17 protein-coding genes are annotated in these 19854 nt (G+C 34.8%); 15 read left to right on the top strand and 2 right to left on the bottom strand.

Annotation, left to right across the window (positions count from 1 at the left end):
- The first annotated feature begins 14 nt into the window (after positions 1-14).
- The 4 genes from BCR26_RS09075 to BCR26_RS09090 all read left to right on the top strand — a co-directional run bounded on the left by BCR26_RS09075 (position 15) and on the right by BCR26_RS09090 (position 5416).
- Positions 15-782, top strand: coding sequence for a WxL domain-containing protein (locus BCR26_RS09075; RefSeq protein WP_069698663.1), 768 nt, complete (start codon positions 15-17; stop codon positions 780-782).
- A gap of 248 nt (positions 783-1030) precedes the next feature.
- Positions 1031-2098: a WxLIP family cell surface protein gene (locus tag BCR26_RS09080; protein WP_245341781.1), complete on the top strand. Its 1068-nt coding sequence runs from the start codon at positions 1031-1033 to the stop codon at positions 2096-2098.
- Between the two features lie 117 nt (positions 2099-2215).
- Positions 2216-2776, top strand: coding sequence for a tellurite resistance TerB family protein (locus tag BCR26_RS09085; protein ID WP_211272295.1), 561 nt, complete (start codon positions 2216-2218; stop codon positions 2774-2776).
- A 42-nt stretch (positions 2777-2818) separates the two neighbouring features.
- Positions 2819-5416: a YfhO family protein gene (locus BCR26_RS09090; RefSeq protein ID WP_069698666.1), complete on the top strand. Its 2598-nt coding sequence runs from the start codon at positions 2819-2821 to the stop codon at positions 5414-5416.
- A 135-nt stretch (positions 5417-5551) separates the two neighbouring features.
- Here the strand turns inward: BCR26_RS09090 and BCR26_RS09095 are convergent, their stop codons facing one another.
- Positions 5552-7060, bottom strand: coding sequence for an NAD-dependent epimerase/dehydratase family protein (locus BCR26_RS09095; protein WP_069698667.1), 1509 nt, complete (start codon positions 7058-7060; stop codon positions 5552-5554).
- A 413-nt stretch (positions 7061-7473) separates the two neighbouring features.
- Entirely contained in the window at positions 7474-8445 is a 972-nt protein-coding gene (locus BCR26_RS09100) for an NAD-dependent epimerase/dehydratase family protein (protein ID WP_069698668.1), read from the bottom strand.
- 174 nt (positions 8446-8619) lie between these two features.
- On the opposite strand from BCR26_RS09100, the gene BCR26_RS09105 reads away from it, so the two are divergent.
- The 11 genes from BCR26_RS09105 to BCR26_RS09155 all read left to right on the top strand — a co-directional run bounded on the left by BCR26_RS09105 (position 8620) and on the right by BCR26_RS09155 (position 19773).
- Complete coding sequence (locus BCR26_RS09105) at positions 8620-9834, top strand: AraC family transcriptional regulator (protein WP_069698669.1); 1215 nt, start codon at positions 8620-8622, stop codon at positions 9832-9834.
- Between the two features lie 184 nt (positions 9835-10018).
- On the top strand, positions 10019-10561 hold the full coding sequence (locus tag BCR26_RS09110) for a hypothetical protein (RefSeq protein ID WP_139124918.1): 543 nt from the start codon (positions 10019-10021) through the stop codon (positions 10559-10561).
- Positions 10562-11007: 446 nt separating this feature from the next.
- The gene (locus tag BCR26_RS09115; RefSeq protein ID WP_069698671.1) at positions 11008-12117 is read left to right on the top strand and encodes a site-specific integrase; all 1110 of its coding nucleotides are present in this window, start codon (positions 11008-11010) and stop codon (positions 12115-12117) included.
- 206 nt (positions 12118-12323) lie between these two features.
- Complete coding sequence (locus tag BCR26_RS09120; RefSeq protein ID WP_069698672.1) at positions 12324-13022, top strand: DNA-binding response regulator; 699 nt, start codon at positions 12324-12326, stop codon at positions 13020-13022.
- 23 nt (positions 13023-13045) lie between these two features.
- Positions 13046-13699 (top strand): hypothetical protein, encoded by a 654-nt coding sequence (locus BCR26_RS09125; RefSeq protein WP_069698673.1) that lies wholly within the window; start codon positions 13046-13048, stop codon positions 13697-13699.
- A gap of 81 nt (positions 13700-13780) precedes the next feature.
- Positions 13781-14830: a WxLIP family cell surface protein gene (locus tag BCR26_RS09130; protein ID WP_342669758.1), complete on the top strand. Its 1050-nt coding sequence runs from the start codon at positions 13781-13783 to the stop codon at positions 14828-14830.
- A 1-nt stretch (position 14831) separates the two neighbouring features.
- Positions 14832-15182 (top strand): hypothetical protein, encoded by a 351-nt coding sequence (locus tag BCR26_RS09135; RefSeq protein WP_069698675.1) that lies wholly within the window; start codon positions 14832-14834, stop codon positions 15180-15182.
- A 5-nt stretch (positions 15183-15187) separates the two neighbouring features.
- Positions 15188-15412 (top strand): hypothetical protein, encoded by a 225-nt coding sequence (locus BCR26_RS09140; RefSeq protein ID WP_069698676.1) that lies wholly within the window; start codon positions 15188-15190, stop codon positions 15410-15412.
- A 76-nt stretch (positions 15413-15488) separates the two neighbouring features.
- On the top strand, positions 15489-16256 hold the full coding sequence (locus tag BCR26_RS09145; RefSeq protein WP_069698677.1) for a hypothetical protein: 768 nt from the start codon (positions 15489-15491) through the stop codon (positions 16254-16256).
- A gap of 282 nt (positions 16257-16538) precedes the next feature.
- Positions 16539-17015 carry a hypothetical protein gene (locus tag BCR26_RS09150; RefSeq protein ID WP_211272296.1) on the top strand — a complete coding sequence of 159 codons (477 nt, stop codon included), beginning with the start codon at positions 16539-16541 and terminating at the stop codon, positions 17013-17015.
- Between the two features lie 103 nt (positions 17016-17118).
- On the top strand, positions 17119-19773 hold the full coding sequence (locus BCR26_RS09155) for a hypothetical protein (protein WP_069698679.1): 2655 nt from the start codon (positions 17119-17121) through the stop codon (positions 19771-19773).
- Positions 19774-19854 lie beyond the last annotated feature (81 nt).

Raw genomic sequence — 19854 nt, forward strand, 5'->3', positions numbered from 1 at the left:
TGGAGGAATTAAACATGAAAAATTCACAAAAATTAGTAGGAGTTGCCTTATTAGCTACAGCAGCAGTAGGTCTAGCCTTACCGAGTATTTCAAAAGCAGCACCAAGCGTAACAGGAAAAGGAAAAGTGACATTTACTCAAGACTTAACAACAAATCCGTCGAATAACAAACCAGGAGAATCAACGGGGCCAGAATTAAATGAGCCATCACAAAATACAGATCCCTTAGCATTGAAAATTGTATCTGTCACAGATATGGATTTTGATTCTCATAATATTATTTCAAATGATTCTAATAAATCATATGAAGCTTTACCATTTGCAACTACTACCGGCAAAGACGATAAAAAAGAACCCGTGAAAACTGCCCATTTTGTTCGTTTCCAAGACGTTCGCGCCGATACGACAAACAACTATTTTACTATTTCTGCAAAAATGACAAAACAATTTTCAAATGCAACAAAAGGCACAACTTTAAGTGGTGCTACATTGGATTACAAAAATATTTCTTTAGTAACAGGAACAAACAAGTCAACTTTACCATCTGCAGCTACAGTAAAAGCTGTAACTCCGTTAGTGTTTGATGTGGAACAAACATTTGTAGAGAACAAAGAAGTAGGAAAAGGTTTTGGTGTTTTCGAATTAATGTTTGATACCAATGAAAATGCAAGTGCAGCGGCAGGCAAGTATAAAGGAGTCTCTTTAGAAGTTCCTGGAAGCACGATTTTAAGAACAGGTGAATATCAGGCTGAGATTACATGGTCAATTGCTGACGCAAAATAGTTCTCTCAGGATTCGTTGTATCAGAGAGTGGAACAAAACTAAAAATCAGTTTTGTTTCGCTCTTTAAATCTGAATAATCGGCGAGAAGAAAGCATCCCCTATACTTTGTTCCAAATCCTATCAAGCTCTAAATGCTAAAATAGTAAGAACTTAAGGACTTAGCTTTCAAGGCTAAATGCTTTTATCTCGACCTTATTCTTTAAAAAGAAAGAAGGATTCTAGTGAATAAAAAAAGAATAGCTTATTTTATGATGATCGTATACATAGTTGGGTTTTGCCTATTTTTTTCTGTTAAGGCAAAAGCTGAATCAGAAAAAAAACTGGGAGTGGAGGGATTTGCCTTTGAAGTCATTCAACCAGAAAACCAACAGAACAAAGAAGTAGGATATTTTGATTTACATTTGAATCCTGGACAAAAGCAAATGGTACAAATGAAATTAAAAAATACTTCTGAAGAACAAATTGTTTTAGGTGTGGCATTGAATAGTGCGAAAACAAATAGTAATGGAGTGATTGAATATGGCCCCAATAATATTCCTAATGATAGTTCTTTAAAGTATGATTTTTCAACTATTGTAGAAGCACCCAAAGAAGTTACATTGGCTCCTAAAAGTGAAACGATGCTAGATTTGAATATAAAAATGCCGGAGGAAGCTTTTGAAGGCTATATTTCAGGTGGGATTCAATTACAAGAGAAAGACCAAGATATTAAAAAAGAGAATAAAGGGATGATTATAAATAAGTTTGCCTATCTGACAGGTATGTTGTTGAGTAATTCTGACTCCAAAAATATTGAACCTAAGCTGGAATTTAATAAAATCTATCCGGAATTAAGCAATTACAGAAATGCGATATTTGTAAATTTTTCTAATGTCACCCCAATTTATGTTAACGATATGACAACTGAAGTAACAATCATGAAGAAAAATTCAGAGTCAGTTATCTATGAAACGAAAAAAACAAAGATGCGGATGGCTCCTAACACAACCATCAATTTTCCAGTACCTATGAACGGTGAAAAGATGATGTCAGGGGATTATAAAGCAAAAATTCTAGTCACAACACTCTCTGGTGGACGGTGGGAATGGGAAAAGACCTTCACCATTTCGAATGATGAAGCAGAAAAATTTAATGAACAAGATTTAACTTTGACTCAAGATTCTGGTGTAAATTGGTTGTTAGTGGGCTTGATTATTGCTACTGTTCTGTTACTCGCTTTATTGATATTTTTACTGATTCGGATGAAGAACAAGAAAAAAAGAACGAGTCAAAAACAACAAAATAAAAAAAGGAAGAACAAAAACGAAAGGAAATAGAGAATGGAGATTTTAGATGGTATTTTATTAGCGCTCCTATCTCTCACTTTTTTAGGTTTTATCTTTTTCTTCATTTTTTTGTGTTACTTCCTATCAAATAGAAAAAAAATTCGTCTTTTGGAGGGGAAAAGACCACCTAAAAAGAAGAAAAAAGCGAGGCAACGTTGGAATCGAAAGAAGAAAAAACTAAGCCAAAAACAAAATAGGATAGGAGTAACAGTTATTAGTTGTTTTCTAATTAGTTTAGCTTGTGGAGCAGGTTCTACCTACGGATTGTATTACCAATCTACCCACCTTAAAGAGAAAGATTCAGAAGCAGTTATTCAAGGGTATGTTCTTTTGAGTGAATTAAGCAAGGAAGTAGCTAAAGTTCCAGAGACAGAAAAACCTGAGAAAGTCCAGACTGTAATATATGATTTGGCGGCTCGCTTAGCGAGTTACGGAGCGCGAAGAGCCGATGGAAGGTTAGGTTCAGAAGAGCAACAGTTATTAAATCGTCTCTATAGTAATATGAAGGAGCTAGGGTTGAACATTGGAGCGCAATCAATCGATCATTTAAAAGACCCAGAAATTTATGAAGATTACCAAAAAGATATTCAAAAAACGAAAACAAACCAAAAAAAAGTCTTGGATCATTTTAGAGTCAGTCAAAAGGATTTAGAAAAGTTAGTAAAATGATGGGGCCAAGTAGTTTGAGACGAATAAAGGAGCAATAAATAAATGGTAAAACAGTATTTAAAAATAAATTGGAAATACTTAATTCTAAGCTTTCTAATTCCTTTAGGTATTTTGTCAATAATTTATTTTTCGATTGGAATCTATCCAGGTAGCCAAGAGAGAACGATTTTGGCAAGTGATTCATTTTCTCAGTTTTCTAACTTTTTTTCCGGGTTTAAGCATGTATTGTCAGGAGAGCAATCTATTTTTTATACATGGAATAGCTCATTAGGGTTAAATTACTGGTCCTTTATGGCTTACTACTTAGGGGGGATTTTTACTCCTTTAGTAGTCTTTTTTGAAGGAATTCAAATTACTGATTTCATTTATGGTCTGACCTTATTAAAAATTGGCTTGTTAGGCTGCTCCTTCTATTTTTTTTCAAGTCAGATGTTTAAGTTAGCGCGTTGGAAGTATCTGGTATTAAGTCTATCCTATAGTTTGATGTCATTTGTACTAGCCTATTCTGAAATTATTATGTGGCTAGATGCATTAATTTACTTGCCATTGGTCATCTTAGGAATTCATCGCATTTTTGATCGAAAAAAGCCATTACTTTTATTTGTTAGCTACTCACTATTGTTTGTATCTAATTTCTATATTGCTTTTATGATTGGTTTATTTTCGGTTTTTTATCTGTTGCTTCAGCTGATTTTAAAACCCGAAAACTACTTAAAGAAAAGTGCTCAGTACCTAATAACACTGATTTGTTCATTAGGTGTTTCATCGGTGGTGTTACTTCCGACATTTTTAGATATTAAAAATAATGGGGAAGCTTGGTCAGCTATTTCAACGTTCAAGACAGCGGACACGGGACCTTGGGATTTGGCGATTAAAAATATGATTGGCGTTTATGATACAACCAAATTCGGCTCTACTCCCTATATATTTGTAGGACTCTGGACACTAATCCTTTGCCTATTTTTCTTTATGACAAAAAAAGTAGCTCTTAAGGAAAAAATAGGCTATGGCAGTCTACTCTTTCTGTTGATTGTTAGTTTTTATGTAGAACCCCTCAATCTATTTTGGCATGGGATGCATTCGCCAGCGATGTTTCTTTTTCGGTTTAGTTTTCTATTCTCTTTCGTGCTTATTCTCTTAGCAGGCTATGGGTGGGTAAAGCTAGAGTCCACAGATTATAGTAAAATAGTTTCAATTGTTTTTTTTCTTTTAGGAATTTTCGTCTGGACGAAGTTTATAACGGATCAAGGGAAGTATGATTATCTCTATACAATGAGTTTTGTGTGGAGTGTTCTTTTTCTTTTGATATATCTCTTATTCGCTTTTTTATTATTCAAGAAAAAATGGAATTTTAGTTGGTTAATTTGTCTGTTTGTGTGTTTAATAGGTATTGAAATGGGTCTGAATGGGTATGGGTTGGTTCGAGGAATCTTGCTTGAGTGGAATTATCCAGCAAGAAGTTATTATGCTAAAGATTACCCAGCGATTAGAAAACTAGTGGATCAAACTAAACAAAGCAACAAAAACTTTTATAGATTGGAGAATTTGACCCCCGTTTCTGCTAATGATGCGTTTAACTATGGATATAGTGGGGTGAGTCAGTTTTCTTCAATCCGTAATCGTCGTTCGGCTGCTTATCTAAATCAATTAGGGTTTCGATCTGCAGGGACGAACCTAAATATACGTTACGCTAACAATACGTTATTAATGGATAGCCTACTAGGAATAAAATATAATCTATCTCGCCAACCAATTATGAAATACGGTTATGAACCAATAGAAAAAAGTGGGGATTTTACTTTATACAAAAATGACTATGCTCTTCCTTTAGGATATTTGACAGATAAAGAGGTTTATTCTAAGAAAACATCGGGAACACAAGTGACATTATTTAATCATCTAGCCGAAATGAATGACGATTTTTTCACGGTTATCCCTTTGAAGAGTATCCAGAAGGAAAATCTCCAAGAGACAACTGAAGTAATCAATCATACAACGATTGTTTCCTATAAACCGTATGAAAAAAAGAAGCCAATGGAAATTACTTGGCAAGTCAAGATTCCCGCAAATAAGCAAGCATATCTTAGCTTGTACCCTGTAGATTATAAAGACTTAAGGTATTCCAATGTTGAAATAACAGTCGATGGTAACACGTATAAACATTCAGTGGTAGAAACAGGACAATATTATACAGTAGGCTACTATCCTAAAGACACGGTAGTCACTATCAAAGCTTCATTTACTCAAAAAAGTGGCAAACGATTAGTTCGATTGGTTGAACCTGATATTGCTTTACTAGACGTAGGACAATTTACAACTGCCGTGGAAAAAATAAAATCAAAAGGGGTCAATTTTAAAACCGAGGGTAGAAAAGCAACGGCAGAAGTTTTACTTAGAGAAAAACAAGTCCTGTTTACAACAATTCCCTACGATAAAGGCTGGCAAGCTTACGTTAATGGAAAAAAAGTCGAAATCTTACCATTTGAGAATGCTTTTTTATCCCTTCAATTGAATAAAGGAGAAAATAACATAGTGTTCACCTTCTTTCCGGAGGGGCTAAAATTAGCACTTGTTATGATGGTTATTAGCTTGCTAAGCTTTGTTTTCTATTTATATTATTTGAGTAGGAAGAGAAATTAAAAAAACAAGCTAAACCAGAAAAAATCCCCTAGACTAAAGTACTTATAAAAGGCTTAGTTTAGGGGATTTTAGATTAAAAAAATATCATTAGTATGTTTGATTTTATCCTGTTTGTTCGTAGAAAGTTTTTAGTAATTAAATGATGTCAGTATCTTTCACTTCTTTTACATAACATCTAGCTAATTCATCTTCATCATGTAATGGATTCCATACTTGTGCGAAGAAGGGGCTGTGTTTTGCTTGTTCGTTAAAATTCCAACTCTCTCTTTCGCATTCATCGCACCAATGTCCAGCTTCTAAAATAAGTCGAGGGCTAGCGGAGAAGTGATGGCCACAATGACATTGGAAATTTAATTTGTCTGACCAATTACCAACGGTCATGGAATCAGATAAGCATTTGCCACCACGGAAAAGGGCAGCTTTTTTTACATCCTCAATCGTTAATTCGGATTCAGGTTTTGTTTCATCGTATCCGTGATCTAATACAACCGGTGTTCCTACTGGTCTATGAAGGACAAACTTATCCCAGCCAGGAATCTCTGCCCATTTTTTTCGTGAAATAAAGAAGGCATCTAATTGTTCGTCTTCATTATTAATCACCCAGTGGAGAGTTCCAGTATCCGTTAAAGCGGTTCTTTCATTATTCTCACGAATTCCTTGAACAATTTGTTCTGGAGTTATAGTAGGCATGGAATCTGCTTGTTCACTGGCTGCTTGTTGCATTACTTGTCCATAAAATTCAACAAAATCATCGACAGATTGGCTTCTGTAATGTAAAAAATCGTCTAATTTATCTGAATCAAGATACCACTGTCCGTGGAAATTGTGTGTTGCATACCAGTTAGGCTCTGCAACTTTTCTAAAATCAGAGATGCCAATTTTTGCCATCATTTTACTCATTAGTTCGTAGTTCGTTACCCGGCAACTTTCGCCACCACCGATATTATAAACGTGACCCCAAAAACCTTCGTCGACCCACTCTTCACAAGCGTTTGCGCATAAAACACCAGAGTCAGTTGCTGTGACCCATTCTAAAACATTGTTTAGTGGTTGATGAAATGCAATTCCTTCATTCAAGCTAAATTCTTTAATCGACATAATACCCGTTTGTCGTAAAGATACCCAATATTTAAGGCCAGATTCAATGACAGCACGCTCAGCTGCTATTTTTGAGACAGCGTAGTAATCGTGAATACTAGGTTTTAGAGGATCGCCTACACGCCCCCAATGAATGGGTGCCATTCGGTCTCCTGTTTCAGCGACAGTTCCGATGTTAATTAACTTGATCTCATCTTGATTAGGCTGTGCTTTAATCGCTTTGATAATATTTAAAGTCCCGCCATAGTTAATCTGCATGGCTTCTTTTGGGTAGCGATCAGCGGCTGGTGAAATGAAGGCTGCACAATGAACCACGTAATCTACATTGGTTACACAACGAAGGACGTCCTCGTAATTTGTTAAATCTCCCCAAAAGATTTCTATATTCGGATTGCTGAGATATGGTTCCATAAATACCCGATTTTTTTCAGAATCTCTTGCTAATGTAATTACGGTAAATGTATCGGGACGTTCTAACAATTGTTTCATTGTTTCGCCGCCCATCGTTCCAGTTGTTCCTGTGACAAAAATGCGTTTTTTCTTCATACTTATCTCACCTTTCAATTTGTATAGATTATTTATTGATTGTTAGCGTTACCATTTTTTGTGAATAGCAAACGATAATAGTATCAAAAAAGAAGAATAGCGATAAATTTATGGAAAAATTTTCATTATCTAATTATTTTTCTTTTTTGCTTTGACCCGTTAAAAATATCAGCGGAAGAGGATGGGACAAACTAAAAATCAGTTTTGTTTCATCCTCTAAATTCGAATGAACGGTGGTCAAAAGTCTGGGCTTTGTAAATTTCCCGAAAATGCCTTAATACAACATAAAGCGTATTGTGCACTTCTCGGTCCAAACTCTCGCCCCAAAACGACTTCTGTCACAACCTCTTCTCTAACGATTAAATATCTGGGGAAGAATCCTCTAGGAAAAATAAATTCTAAATCTTACATTCTTATTCAGTTACGCATTTAGCTAATGTTTCTTTAATTGATGCAATGACATCATGCTCTTTGATTCCTAAAACAGCAGTATCTTTAGGATCGATGTACAAGTTTTCTCCTTGTAATTTTCCGCTAATAGTCATATGAATTCCATGTTCTAAGCCATTCTCTTCAGCATGTTGATCGATTCCTTTAAAGTTTTCTTCCATTTGTGTATAAGGAAGAGTAGGAATTTGTGTGGTGTCGGCTTGCCCTAATGCATCGGCCATCATTTCATAAAATACTTGGAATTTCATGTTCAAAGCTGAAATAGCATAAGTGTGACGATGATTGCCATGCTCTAATGCCCCGACTGCCGCTTCGGCTACTTGTTCCACTGTTACCATGGCAGTTCCCCCTTCAGGTGCTGGAAAAACAGGTTGTCCTTTTATCTGATCTGTAAACATTTTCCATAAAGGTTCTCTGCCAGGCATGGTGCCAAAAATATAAGGTAAGCGTAAAGACATGACATCCATACTGCCTTCTCCTTCAGCGAAAGCAACTTGCTCTTGTAAAAGACGTGTATTTGGATACCCTTGATTTTTTAATTCATATTGAGGCCATCTTTCAGCAAATTCAGAAAAATATGAACCGAAAATAACAAATTTTTTTACACCAACTTCGTTCGCTAAATGAGCCAACCGTTGTGTTGGTAATACATTTGCTTCGTAGAAAAATTTAAGTGCTGGCTTTTTAGGAACCACACGTTCATCTGCACCAGCAGCGTAAATAAAACCATCACAGTCACTTAGTAGATACTTGATTTCATCATCTGTTAATTCGTTGATATTTCCTAAAGTACATTCTACCTCTTCTGGTAATAAATCCTTTGTGGGAAGAGGAGGAAGAGCCATTGTTTTAACTTCGTACCCTCTAGACAATAATTCTTTTGTTGTGTAATAACCTAAAAATCCAGTACCACCTAATACAAAAATTTTAGCCATAGAAATCTCTCCTTTGTGATTCAACTCACATTAAGTATAAACTGAAAAAAATGATAAAAAAACAACTAAAACTGCCCAAATACTAACTTTTTAGCGTATGATTATAAATAAGAGCAAGAAAAATATAGTAAGGACTAAAAAATATTGAAATAGCCGAAGAAAGGATTGATACGAGTGCCTTCTAATTATGAACCGAATCCTCCCTATGTCAGTACCGATTATTATTCAGAACATTTTCATCCAAATGAACTAAAAATTGTCAAAGAAACGATCCGGAAATCAGAAAAACTAATCCATAGAGATGAAATTGAGTGTATTTATGTGTACGGTGGGCAAGGAGAGTTATTAATTAATGGGGCTGTATTTTCTTTTTCAGAAGGAGCTTTACTGCTGTTAATGCCGTATCATATTCACGGCTTTCGTTTACGTGAAGGAGAAGTTTTGGCTATTTATCGCATTACTTTTTCAATTGGATTATTGTTATTAACAAGTACTAATCGGAAAGTGTATTTGCAAGAAATGAAACATACATATCAAAAGCTTCCTATTATGATGTTGAATGAGCGTCAAAAAAAGCAAGTCTCTTTTAGTTGCGAAGAAGTGTACTGGGAAAAGCAACATTCAAGCGAAAATACAGATGCATTAAACTTGATGCTTATTTCATTATTAGTTTACACTGTACAAAAAAATCAGATTATAGAAAAAGAGGATGCTAAAAATATTCGTTGGGAGATTCTTGAATTACTACAACTTCAGCATCAAAATCAGTTAACGCTTCAACAAATAGCTGAACAACTGAATCTTTCTACCAAAAAGGTGCAACAAGAATTACGACAATTAACAGGCGTTGGTTTTACTGAAAATTTGAATCGAGTGAGAATGAGAAACGCGGTAGCTTTAATGCAATTTGAAGAACTGTCGATTAATCAAATTAGTAAAATCTGTGGCTATTCGACAGAAGCTAATTTTTATAAAGTTTTTAAACGTTTTTTAGGTGTTACACCCTTAGCTTATCGAAAGAATGGCATTCAACAATCTTTTGTTCAGACAAGGATGGATGCATGGGAGATTTACATCTATATTCAAAGAAATTATAAAAGAGAATTGCAGTTGAAGACGGCCTCGAAAGAATTGAATATCTCAGAAAAAAGAATCAACGACTTGTTAGAAGAAGCTTTTAATCAAGGATTTAAAGAAATATTGTTGGATGCTCGTTTACTTTTAGCGAAAAATTTACTGATTACATTAGATCAAACCGTCAAAGAGGTAAGTCAGCAAGTTGGCTTTAGTGATGCAGCTGCTTTTTCTCGTAATTTTAAACAACGCTATGGACAAACGCCAAAACAGTATACATTACAACATAAAAAACAGCGAGATACTTGTAAATAGTCAAGAATATTTTTTACCCTAAACAGTATTTTTAGGGAAAATGAACGTTTTGCAGGTAGGAAGACCAGTCGTAAAATAGCAAAAAGCTTTGAGGGGGAACGAGTAAATAGGTCTAGAAGTAGCAAATTTTTTGCTACTAAAAACATTTCAATTTAAAATCGGTAGAAAAGTGAAGCTTCTGGAAATGAAAAGAACCACTAACAAGAAAAAAAGAAAGAAACTTTTTATAAGAAAGAAAAAATTACTGGCTACGAAAAAAACAGCCTTGAAATGGTTTGTTTTTCTATTTTCTATTAGTACCATTGCTTCTCTGGGAACGGGTTATCTATACTATCAGACTTTAATCAATTTGTCTTCTCGGGATAAGCAGTCGATTCTTAAAGGGTATTCCTTGCTAAGAGAGTTTGAACAACAGATAGAGATTTCTGGCAACCAAAGTGAAGAACAAATAAAAACGGAAGAAAATATCCGTCATTTAGCAACCAAACTTGCCAGCTTTGGGACAGTAAAAGCTAGTTTACTAAATTCCAGTGAAGGGCAAGGGAGGCTGAATCGTTATTATAATTCTTTAAGTCAACTGGGGATTAATACAAGTCAACAAGTGAACAGTATTTATGGAAATGTCGAGTTGGTGACAGAACTTTTGGCAGATGCTGAAAGAGCCATTAAAATTGAAAGAACCGTTTTTAGTTATTATAAAGTGGATGAAAATCGATTATATAAATGAAGAAAAATAAAGAAAGAGATATTTATTAGGATATTATCTAATAAATGTCTCTTTCTTTTATATTGAAAACACTGCTACTGCAATGGATTATCCAATTGTGGTAAGGAGGTTCCTGAAATTGATGAAAATATAAATGTATTTTTCCTTTATAATTTAAAAAGGCCGGAAATGAAAAAGAAATAAATTAACAGAAAAAAGATTTCTCGGTTTTCGTAGAACCCAGAAATCTTCTTTTTTTCCTATATTACAAGCATAATCTAGTCTATTATACTCTGTCAATACATTTTTTTCTCTTTTTTATAAGAAAAACGATAAAAAAAAGAGAAAAATCGTTGTATAACATGGAAAATATTTTTAAAAGTGCTGAATAGACGCCTTTTTCTTTTTAGCCGTCAAAAATTCCGTCAAAAATCATTTTCATTCACCAAGAAGGGAGCTCATTTTTTATGGCAAAACGAGGAGAAAATATTTATAAACGAAAAGATGGTCGTTGGGAAGGCCGTTATATAAAAAGTAGACAACAGGATGGTACCATAAAATATGGGTATGTTTATGCCAAGACATATAAAGATACAAAAGAAAAGCTGATTATCCTAAAAGCGCAGTATCAAGGGAGACAAGTTACCAAAATAGAATACTATGACACGGTTCCTAATTTCATCCGCTTGTGGTTAACTACCTCTGGAAAATTAAACTTAAAAGAAACGACATACTCTAAGTACTCTCGGATTATTACTAATCATATTGAACCATTTTTTTATCACAATTATTTACATCAGCTTTCTGAAACACAATGTATTCATTTTCTAAATAGTCTGGTTACGAAAGGCTTAAGTGCCGGGAGTATTCGTAATATTTTTAATCTTTTAAGGAAAGCATTAGACACTGCTGTCAGGGAGTCTTTGATTGAAAAAAATCCTTGCAAAGAAATCCTTTTACCACGATTATTAAAAAAAGATGTCCGTTCCTTAACTTGTGGCGAGCAGAAGCAATTAGAAGCCATTGCTTTAAAGGAAAAAGAATGTTCACCTATTATTGTTGCTTTATATACTGGGATGAGAATCGGCGAACTCAGCGGCTTACGTTGGGAAGATGTTGACTTTCAGGAAGATATCATCTATGTTCGGCAAACAGTTGCTAGAATCAGTATTGATGGAGAGCAAAAGAAAACAAAACTGATTATTCATGAACCAAAAACTAGTACCTCCTATCGGAAAATTCCGTTAGCAAGTAATTTGAAAGCCTATCTTAAAGACAAAAGAACCGACACAACGTTCATTTTTTCTAGAAAAGGTCACTTAATGGAGCCACGATTGATAAACTACCGCTTTAAAGCGATTCAAAATGAAGCTGGGTTAAAAGATATTCATTTCCATATGCTTAGACATACTTTTGCGACAAGAGCGATTGAAGAAGGTGTAGATGTCGCAAGCCTAAGCAAAATTTTAGGACATAGTTCAATTAAGATGACTCTTGATACATATACATACTCTCTTTATGAAAACAGAGTATCCGCAATGGAAACAATAGACAACTTAATGATTGCTTCAAAATGAAACTTACTTATGGTGAGTTTCTTTTTTTTATATCACTTTTTTAGCCGTCTGATATCCGTCAAGAGATATTTCTATACCTTGATTTGACAACTAAAATCCATCGATTTCTCGGTTCTACGAAAACCGAGAAAAAATATGCTAATTAATTAGTATAAGTGAAGAAATATACAAACTTATAACTTTCTCAAAATATAGGAGTGAACAATGTGTTTAAAGTAGGAATACTAGATAATTATAACAAATTTAACCCAGATACGAAACAATCTTTTTATCAGCAATGTGAGGTGCATCCCTTAAATAGTGCCAATGTAAAGGAACAGCTGCCTAATCTTGATGGATTAGTGATGTATTATAGCGATGAGACAGAAAAAACTGAAATATACGAACATCTTGTAACCGTAAAAAATATTTCTACGATTCCTATTTGGGTCATTTCAGAAGAAATATCTAGTATAGAGCGACTTATTTTTCTGAAACTAGGTGCTTTTGCGATTAAGAAGGAAGGCGAGTTTAATGAAATCCTTAGCTTGAGTTTAAGCAATACTTTAAAATTGATTCACTCTAAGAGTGAACCTAGAAATGAAGTGTATTCTTCGCAATTTACCTATAGAACTCAAAATGTAAAAATCAATGAACAAGATTTTAGCATTCATTTTAAAGAAGGCCAAATTGTTCATTTAACAAAATTGGAATATCAATTATTTGCCAAGCTAGCAAAAAATCCTAATCAAGTCGTTTTATATGATGAATTAATTGAATCACTTTGGATAGATTCAGATAAAATTGATCCTTTTTATCGACTAGCAAATCTTGTTTTCCATGTACGAGAGAAATTAAAAAAATCTAACGTAAACCCTAATATTATTAGAACTATTAGATTGAGAGGGTACATGTTAAACGAATAAATCAAGAAGGACTGGTATAACGAATGAATAAAGAAGTTACGATAAAAAAAGCAAAACCAATCAAGCGCGGTTATTTCTATATTATTGAAGGGATTCTAACAATTGGTTGGATTGTTTACTTAATGAACTTCTATTCTTTTTACAAAGAAACCTATTTCTATGTAGACAAACGTTTATCACTATTGGTACAAATGCTGTCATTTCTAAATGATAATTGGAAAACTATCTTCTTTTACTTTATCACTAGCTTTTTTTTAATGACAGCTACCCTATTTACTAGTGGACTGGTTTACCTAATGACCAAAAAGAAGCAGCAATCAATGAAACCTATACTTTTAATTATAGGAGTAAATCTTCTATGTTTCCTACCCTTATTATTGAATGTTTGTGGACTGATTTTTTTGATTCTATTCATTCTAGCAGCAAGCTTAGTCTACATCATTTTTATTCTCTCATTATCCGGCTCTCAAAAAGAAGAGTTGGATTATGAAGAGGGAGATATCATTGAAGTCAAAGGACCTTTCGAAACAGAAGCAACTGCCCAAAAAGAAGCAGAGTCATTTTTAGCTCATTGGTCAGAGAAAGAAAGTATCATTTTAAAGACAGAGATCTACATCGACGAGAAAGACGACAAGTACTATACTGAAATTTTCATTGAAGCAATCAACAAGGAATAGTTTCACAAGATCGTTCTACCATCATTATTATAGTAAGGAGCATCAAAAACGTAGATGAAAAAAACATATTGTATACATATAATGCTTTGCGCTCTCCTGGTTCTGGGGGTTTTTCCTAGCACTGCATTAGCGAAGGATGATGAAGGTGCAGAAAGCTTAGGGTATGTGGTTTCTACCGTTCGAAGTGGCAAACAAATCGACCCAGAAAAAACGTATTTTTATCTAAAAACTGTTCCAGGAGAAGAACAAGAATTAAAGGTCAAAGTGAAAAGTACACAAAAAGAACCGATTAAAATTAAGGTATACTCAGAGGATGCTTACACTGGAGTTGGAGGAACCATTGAATATACTGAGGATAAAAAATTGTTGGATGCTACATTAGAAAAACCTATTACGTCTCTGGTGAAAATAGAAACACCAAGTATTACAGTAGAAAACTTTGAAGAAAAAGAAGCCATCATCAAGCTGACACCGCCAATTGAAAACTATTCAGGTGTAAAGATGGGTGTTTTAGTTTTTGAACTAGATGATGGTGATAGTAAGGAGATGGTTTCTAGCAAATTTGCTTATAGAGTTGGTCTAATGATTTCAGAAACTGGGGATGATTATTTAGATTCTAAGACATTACACTTACTAGAAGCAAAATCAACCATTGTCCGTGGGAAAAAAATGATTTTAGCCAATTTACAAAATCCAGAGCCAAAAGTTCTCGCTAACATGGAGATGGTAGCTGAGGTGAAAAGCAAAGGCAGCCAAACCGTTCTGAAGAAAAAAGCTGTACAAAATTATTCTATGGCTCCTAATAGTTCTTTTAATTTTGAAATTGACTGGGGAACAGCCGCAGTCAATCCAGGTGCTTATACTTTAACTTTAACTGCTGCCAATGAATATAATGACTGGAAATTTGAGAAGGATTTCACTATCAGTGGCACTCAAGCCAGAAAAATGAATGAAGAGTCAGCTTTTAAAATTATCACTCCTACTTGGATTAAAGTTGGCGCCATTGTTGCTCTAATTCTAACAGGAATTATCGTGGTGTTGATTTTCTCAAGAAGAAAAAAAATGGAAGCCGAGTGGAAAAAAAGAAGAAAGAAAAGGAAGAAAAGGAAGAAAAAGAAAGAAGGGAATTAAAATGAAAAAATACATTACCCTACTATTTTTTCTGGTAATTATTTTTGCAGTGGGCGGTTCAGTAAGTGTCGAAGCAACAGAATCGTTAACAACACTTAATGATCCCACCTCTGTCGGTATTACGCTAGTTAAAGATGACACTGTGACACCACCAGCACCCAAGCCTCCTGTTAAAGACGATGTACCGTTGTTAGGAACGACTGCTGAAATAGCCAAACCAGGAAGACGCTTACCTTCTACAGGAGAATTAATTACCTCACTAATTTGGATTATTTTAGGCTTGTCGATGTTAATTGTAGTTGTTGGTGTCTTTAGTTTAAGAAACATTATGCAAAATTTAGCTTGGGAGTGAAATAATTGATTGATTACTTATGGATGTTTATCCTGGGAGGAATTTCTATTTTGGCGTTATTCTTTTTTCTTGTAACACTATCAAGAGATACCTTCCTCATAAAAAAGTTAAGAAAAAAGAAACAAGTAGTAGCTTTGAATTTTAGCTTACTGTTTATCTCATTAGGCTGTTTAGGCACAATTGTCTATCTATTTAGTCTTTTGAAAACCCAAATCGAACTACTACAATAAACTTCGCTGTGAACAACTTATAACAATAACTGTCCTCCTTGATGTCTATCCGGTACAAAAAAAGGATGGTATAAAAATGAAAAAAACACTTATGATAACTCTATTATCAGCAACAGCCCTTACACTATTTGCGACATCAGCAGATGCAGTTGAAAAAATTGACAAAACAGATGTAGGCGTAAGCTTCAAATCAAATGATGTAAATGAAATTGGTGACAACAAACCCTTTAAAGATAACTTAGCGGTTGTTTGGAAACCAACATCTTTTGAATTTGGTCAACAAAAAGCAGCAGCTTATTCTCAAGTGTTTAGTAATACAGTTGGTGATTCAGCAAATAATCCTCAATTTGTCATTGTAAATGACGACAGACCAGATGCTAAACGAACAGGTAAATGGGATTTGAAAGCTAGTTTAACTAACATGAAAACTACAAAAGAAGGATCATCTGTTACACTTCCTTCTAAGCTAACTATGACGTTAGGTGGTTTGCAGTCATACGCTATTGGTAACCTTCTTGGACCTGATCAAGACTATATTGCTCCATACCCTACAGAAGTTGATAAGCCTGATGGCACGAAAAAAAATATTACTGATTTTGCTCCTACTGGAGATTTAGCTGACTTTAAATTAGGTGATGGTGCTGCAGGTACTGATCAACCAGTTGAATTAGAAGCTGGTGGTAGTGCTGTTAATATCTTAGGAAGAGACAAAAATCAGACAAAAGGTGGATTTGCCACTAAAATTAAAGATGTTAAATTAGTTGTTGCTAATGCAAATGATGCAGGTGCTGCAGGTCATGAATTTGCTGGCCAAGTTATTTGGTCATTGAACGATACTCCTTAATCAACAATACTTAAAGAAATAAAATTAGTACTTATTAAAAATGGATAGATATCAAGTGTGGGAGAGTTATTGTTGTAAGTTGTTCACAAGAAGAAAGAAGTTTGATAATATGCCTGTACTTTTTAAAGTATGGGCTTCTGACGTAGAGTTAAGCAGATAAGCAAGACTATATATAGTTCAGAGTAATAAGTTTACTTAGTTTTACCAAGAAAAAGTGCAGTACATATACAAAAAAGGAGAACTGATATGAAAAAAAGAGTCTGTTTACCTATTGTGTTTTTGGTGGTTCTTTCCTTATCTTCCCTGGGGGTAACAGCTTCAGCTGAGCAGAAGGAGAAAGAAGCTAGTATCATCTATTATAACGCTAAGGAAGTTACAAATGCAGATTACATTCTGACGATTCCTTCTAAATTGGCATTTACGCAGAAAAATAAACGGTTGGATGCTTCAGTAACGATGTATGATGTCAATGGTGATTTTTATACGGGGGATAAATCAGTTAAGGTTAGCGTTGAGTCAAAAAATAATTACAATTTAAGAAGTACCGACGATTTTATGGACATTAAATATAGCATGGTAAAATTTAATGATGCTGGTGTCGGAACGACTATTTCATCAGGTATTGGGAATGAGATTGGCGTATTCAATAAAGCTAAGACTAGGGTGAGAGTTGATGCTACGTTATGGCAGACGGCGGTTGCTAAAGATAAGATTGTTGAATTTGAGGATACATTAACCTACACCTTTACTGATAAATAAAAGAAATGTTGTTTGTTGTGCAAGAATTATATAGAGTTTGGTTCTGGTTTCGAGTAAATTTCTTTGCTCACTCTATCTAGGTCTAAAAAAGGAGATACATGAAATGAATACAAAAAAAATTATGAGCGTACTTAATCCAAAGAGTCTCCTTCTTTTTGTTTTTCTTTTAGGAACTCTGATGTTTAGTTTATTATCATTGAGTATGGCAGTGGTGCAGGCGAGCGCTGACAGTCCAACGTTGGCTTTAAAAGTAGAAAATAAAAATGAAAAATTTAATGTTGTTGTTACTGACTCACTGGAAGGGTTAGTTCCCAAAGAGTTGCCCAACCAGTTAGAAATAGCACTTGAAATCAAAGGGCTTGAAGCATACAATCAAGCTGAATTTTTGGAGAATCTAAAAATCATGAAAGGGAACGAAGAACTTTCCTTTAAAAAGAAGGGAATCTCGAAAAAATTCAATGAAGAGAATCCCCAGCAACTGTTGATTCAGCTTTCAAAAGAAGTCGTAACAAAATTAATCAAGGAAGGTACTACTTCACTGACGTTTAAGACCCAATTCACTTTAAATAAGGACGATAAAGCCTTATTGGAGAGTCTTAATGGGGACAAAATTACCTTCAACTTTCTAGCTAGTAGTAATCTTGATGAGGAAAATGTTGAAAAAACCTGTGATTTAGCGATTGCACTTCCAACGGGAAAAGCGATACCTCAAACGGTGATGGAAGGTAGCTCTAGTGATAGCTTAGTGGCAGCAGACTTAGTTAAAGAGTTAAAACCAGCCTTTGATTTTGACCAAGTGGAAGTTGTTGGAATTGAAGAACAGCAGAGCTTTGATAAGGCTGGTGAAGCAACTGTACCGGTGACAATCAAAAGTCGGGAAACAAATCTAACCAACAAAATTGAAGTGCCCATAACAGTTCGTCAAAATGCACCAGTTCCCTTTAAACCTAACCCAAAAGCGGTAGTTGACCGACCTTTTCTCAAAGATCCTTTGACCACTTTTGTGGATAAATTTGGGAAAAAGGTGGAGGGGAAAGAAGTAGATGAGAATTTATTGAAAAATATCGTAGTTTTAGCCTATCTTGGTTCTGATTGGAAAAAAGATGTGATTCTTTCAATAGCTGCAGAAAATGGCGGGCAAGAAAAAAAATGGAATGGGACTATGAAAAAATTATACGAGAATGACTATTTGATTGTAGATAAAGTAGCGTATAAGAATGGTCAGTATCTGAAAGCTAAAATACAAGTAGTTCTTACTGATAGAGGTAAAGGTTCCGTTATCCTGGCATCAGAACAAAAATCTTCGCTAATATTTAGGACAGGAACAGGAACTTCTTATCATTATCCCTTTAAACTAGAAATAGAGATTTTGGACAAAGATAGACAGCCTTTCCCGGCAACAAATGTCTTGCTCGCTTCGGGTCTTAATGGTCCACGAGATTATAATGAAATTACGCACCAACTTGAAAATCTTCAAAATGTTCTTGTGCCTGCCGGCAATCCTCTTTATACAAATACAAGTTTGAGAACCAGAACAGATAAGACTTACAATCTGAAATACTATGATACTCTAGAGGATTTGGCTTTTAATCTCCTATACAGCAAGACGCAAACGCTCAGTATGGGAGTGGCTGAAATGCTTTTACAGCAAAGAGAGTTCCGAATGCTTTACAATAAAAGTCAGATTTATATACCAATCCCTTATGACCCCCCTGCGATTGAAGGGCATGAAGATAAAACAACAGGGAAAATCAAAGGGTCAGTTATGCAGTTTCTACCCATTCAACCACTCCCAGAGCATTATTCGGATCTTGAGTATACGATTACTAGTGATTATTTTGCTAATACCTTAACAGCAGGAAATACAGTCGTGAAGGTTACTTCTACTACAGATAATAAAGATTATACTAGTAAAGTTAGTACCAGCTTTGTTGAATCACCGGGAAGTCCTGGACGTATTAAAGTCAAATTGACGAAAGAAACTCTTCAAGAAATTGCAAAAGGTAGTGGGAATACCGTGTTAGATATTGCGGTAGATGCTCAGTTGACCTCGGATAAGAAATTAATGGATGTCTACAACGCTACTACTCAGGAATTTAAGATTCCGATAGCAGTCGAAAATCAAAAACAAGAAAAAGATGAGGATGTTGCTACTGTCCATATGTTGGCGCCAAAAGGTCTGGGTGTCTCTGACTTGAAGGTTGAACGAGGTCGGAGTACGGATGATTATGATGCCAGTACGTTTGTTAAAGAGTTAGAGAGTATCCTACCTTTTGATAACGTTACAGCAGAGCGATTTAGTACCAAGACGGAGTTTACAAAATTGGGTGGTCCACAATACGTTATTGTAGTCATCAAGAGTCAAGAAACAGGGAAGGAAGGCATGGTTGTAGTGCCTGTCACAGTCGTGGAAGCTCCCTTAGCCTATGTTTCTGTTACTGATACGATTAAATTGAATGAGGTTGAGCCAGAGAAAGAAGTTGTTAAAGGGTCTGGAGAAGTTACGTACGGAGGTTTTAGCGATGTTAACATTTCAGTCAAGACAGCCCCTACTATCAAGTTAACCAATGATCTTGGGGATGACATTGTCGATTTGAATGTTTACAAATCTAACAAACCCTTAAAGGACGGAGAGCTTTTAACAACGTTAAATCAATCCAATAAAAGTTTTAGTTTTGATTTAATTACTCATAAAAGTAAATTCAAAAAAGTCTCAGCATACAAAGGGAAAATGAAAGTAATCTTTGAGATTCCCTAGTGAAAATAGTAGCCACTATTCTTCCCTTATATAAAGTATTATTACTAGTCCTGTCGGTATCATTACTCTTATCGATGGGAC

Source organism: Enterococcus rivorum (assembly GCF_001742285.1).
GTDB lineage: Bacteria > Bacillota > Bacilli > Lactobacillales > Enterococcaceae > Enterococcus_L > Enterococcus_L rivorum.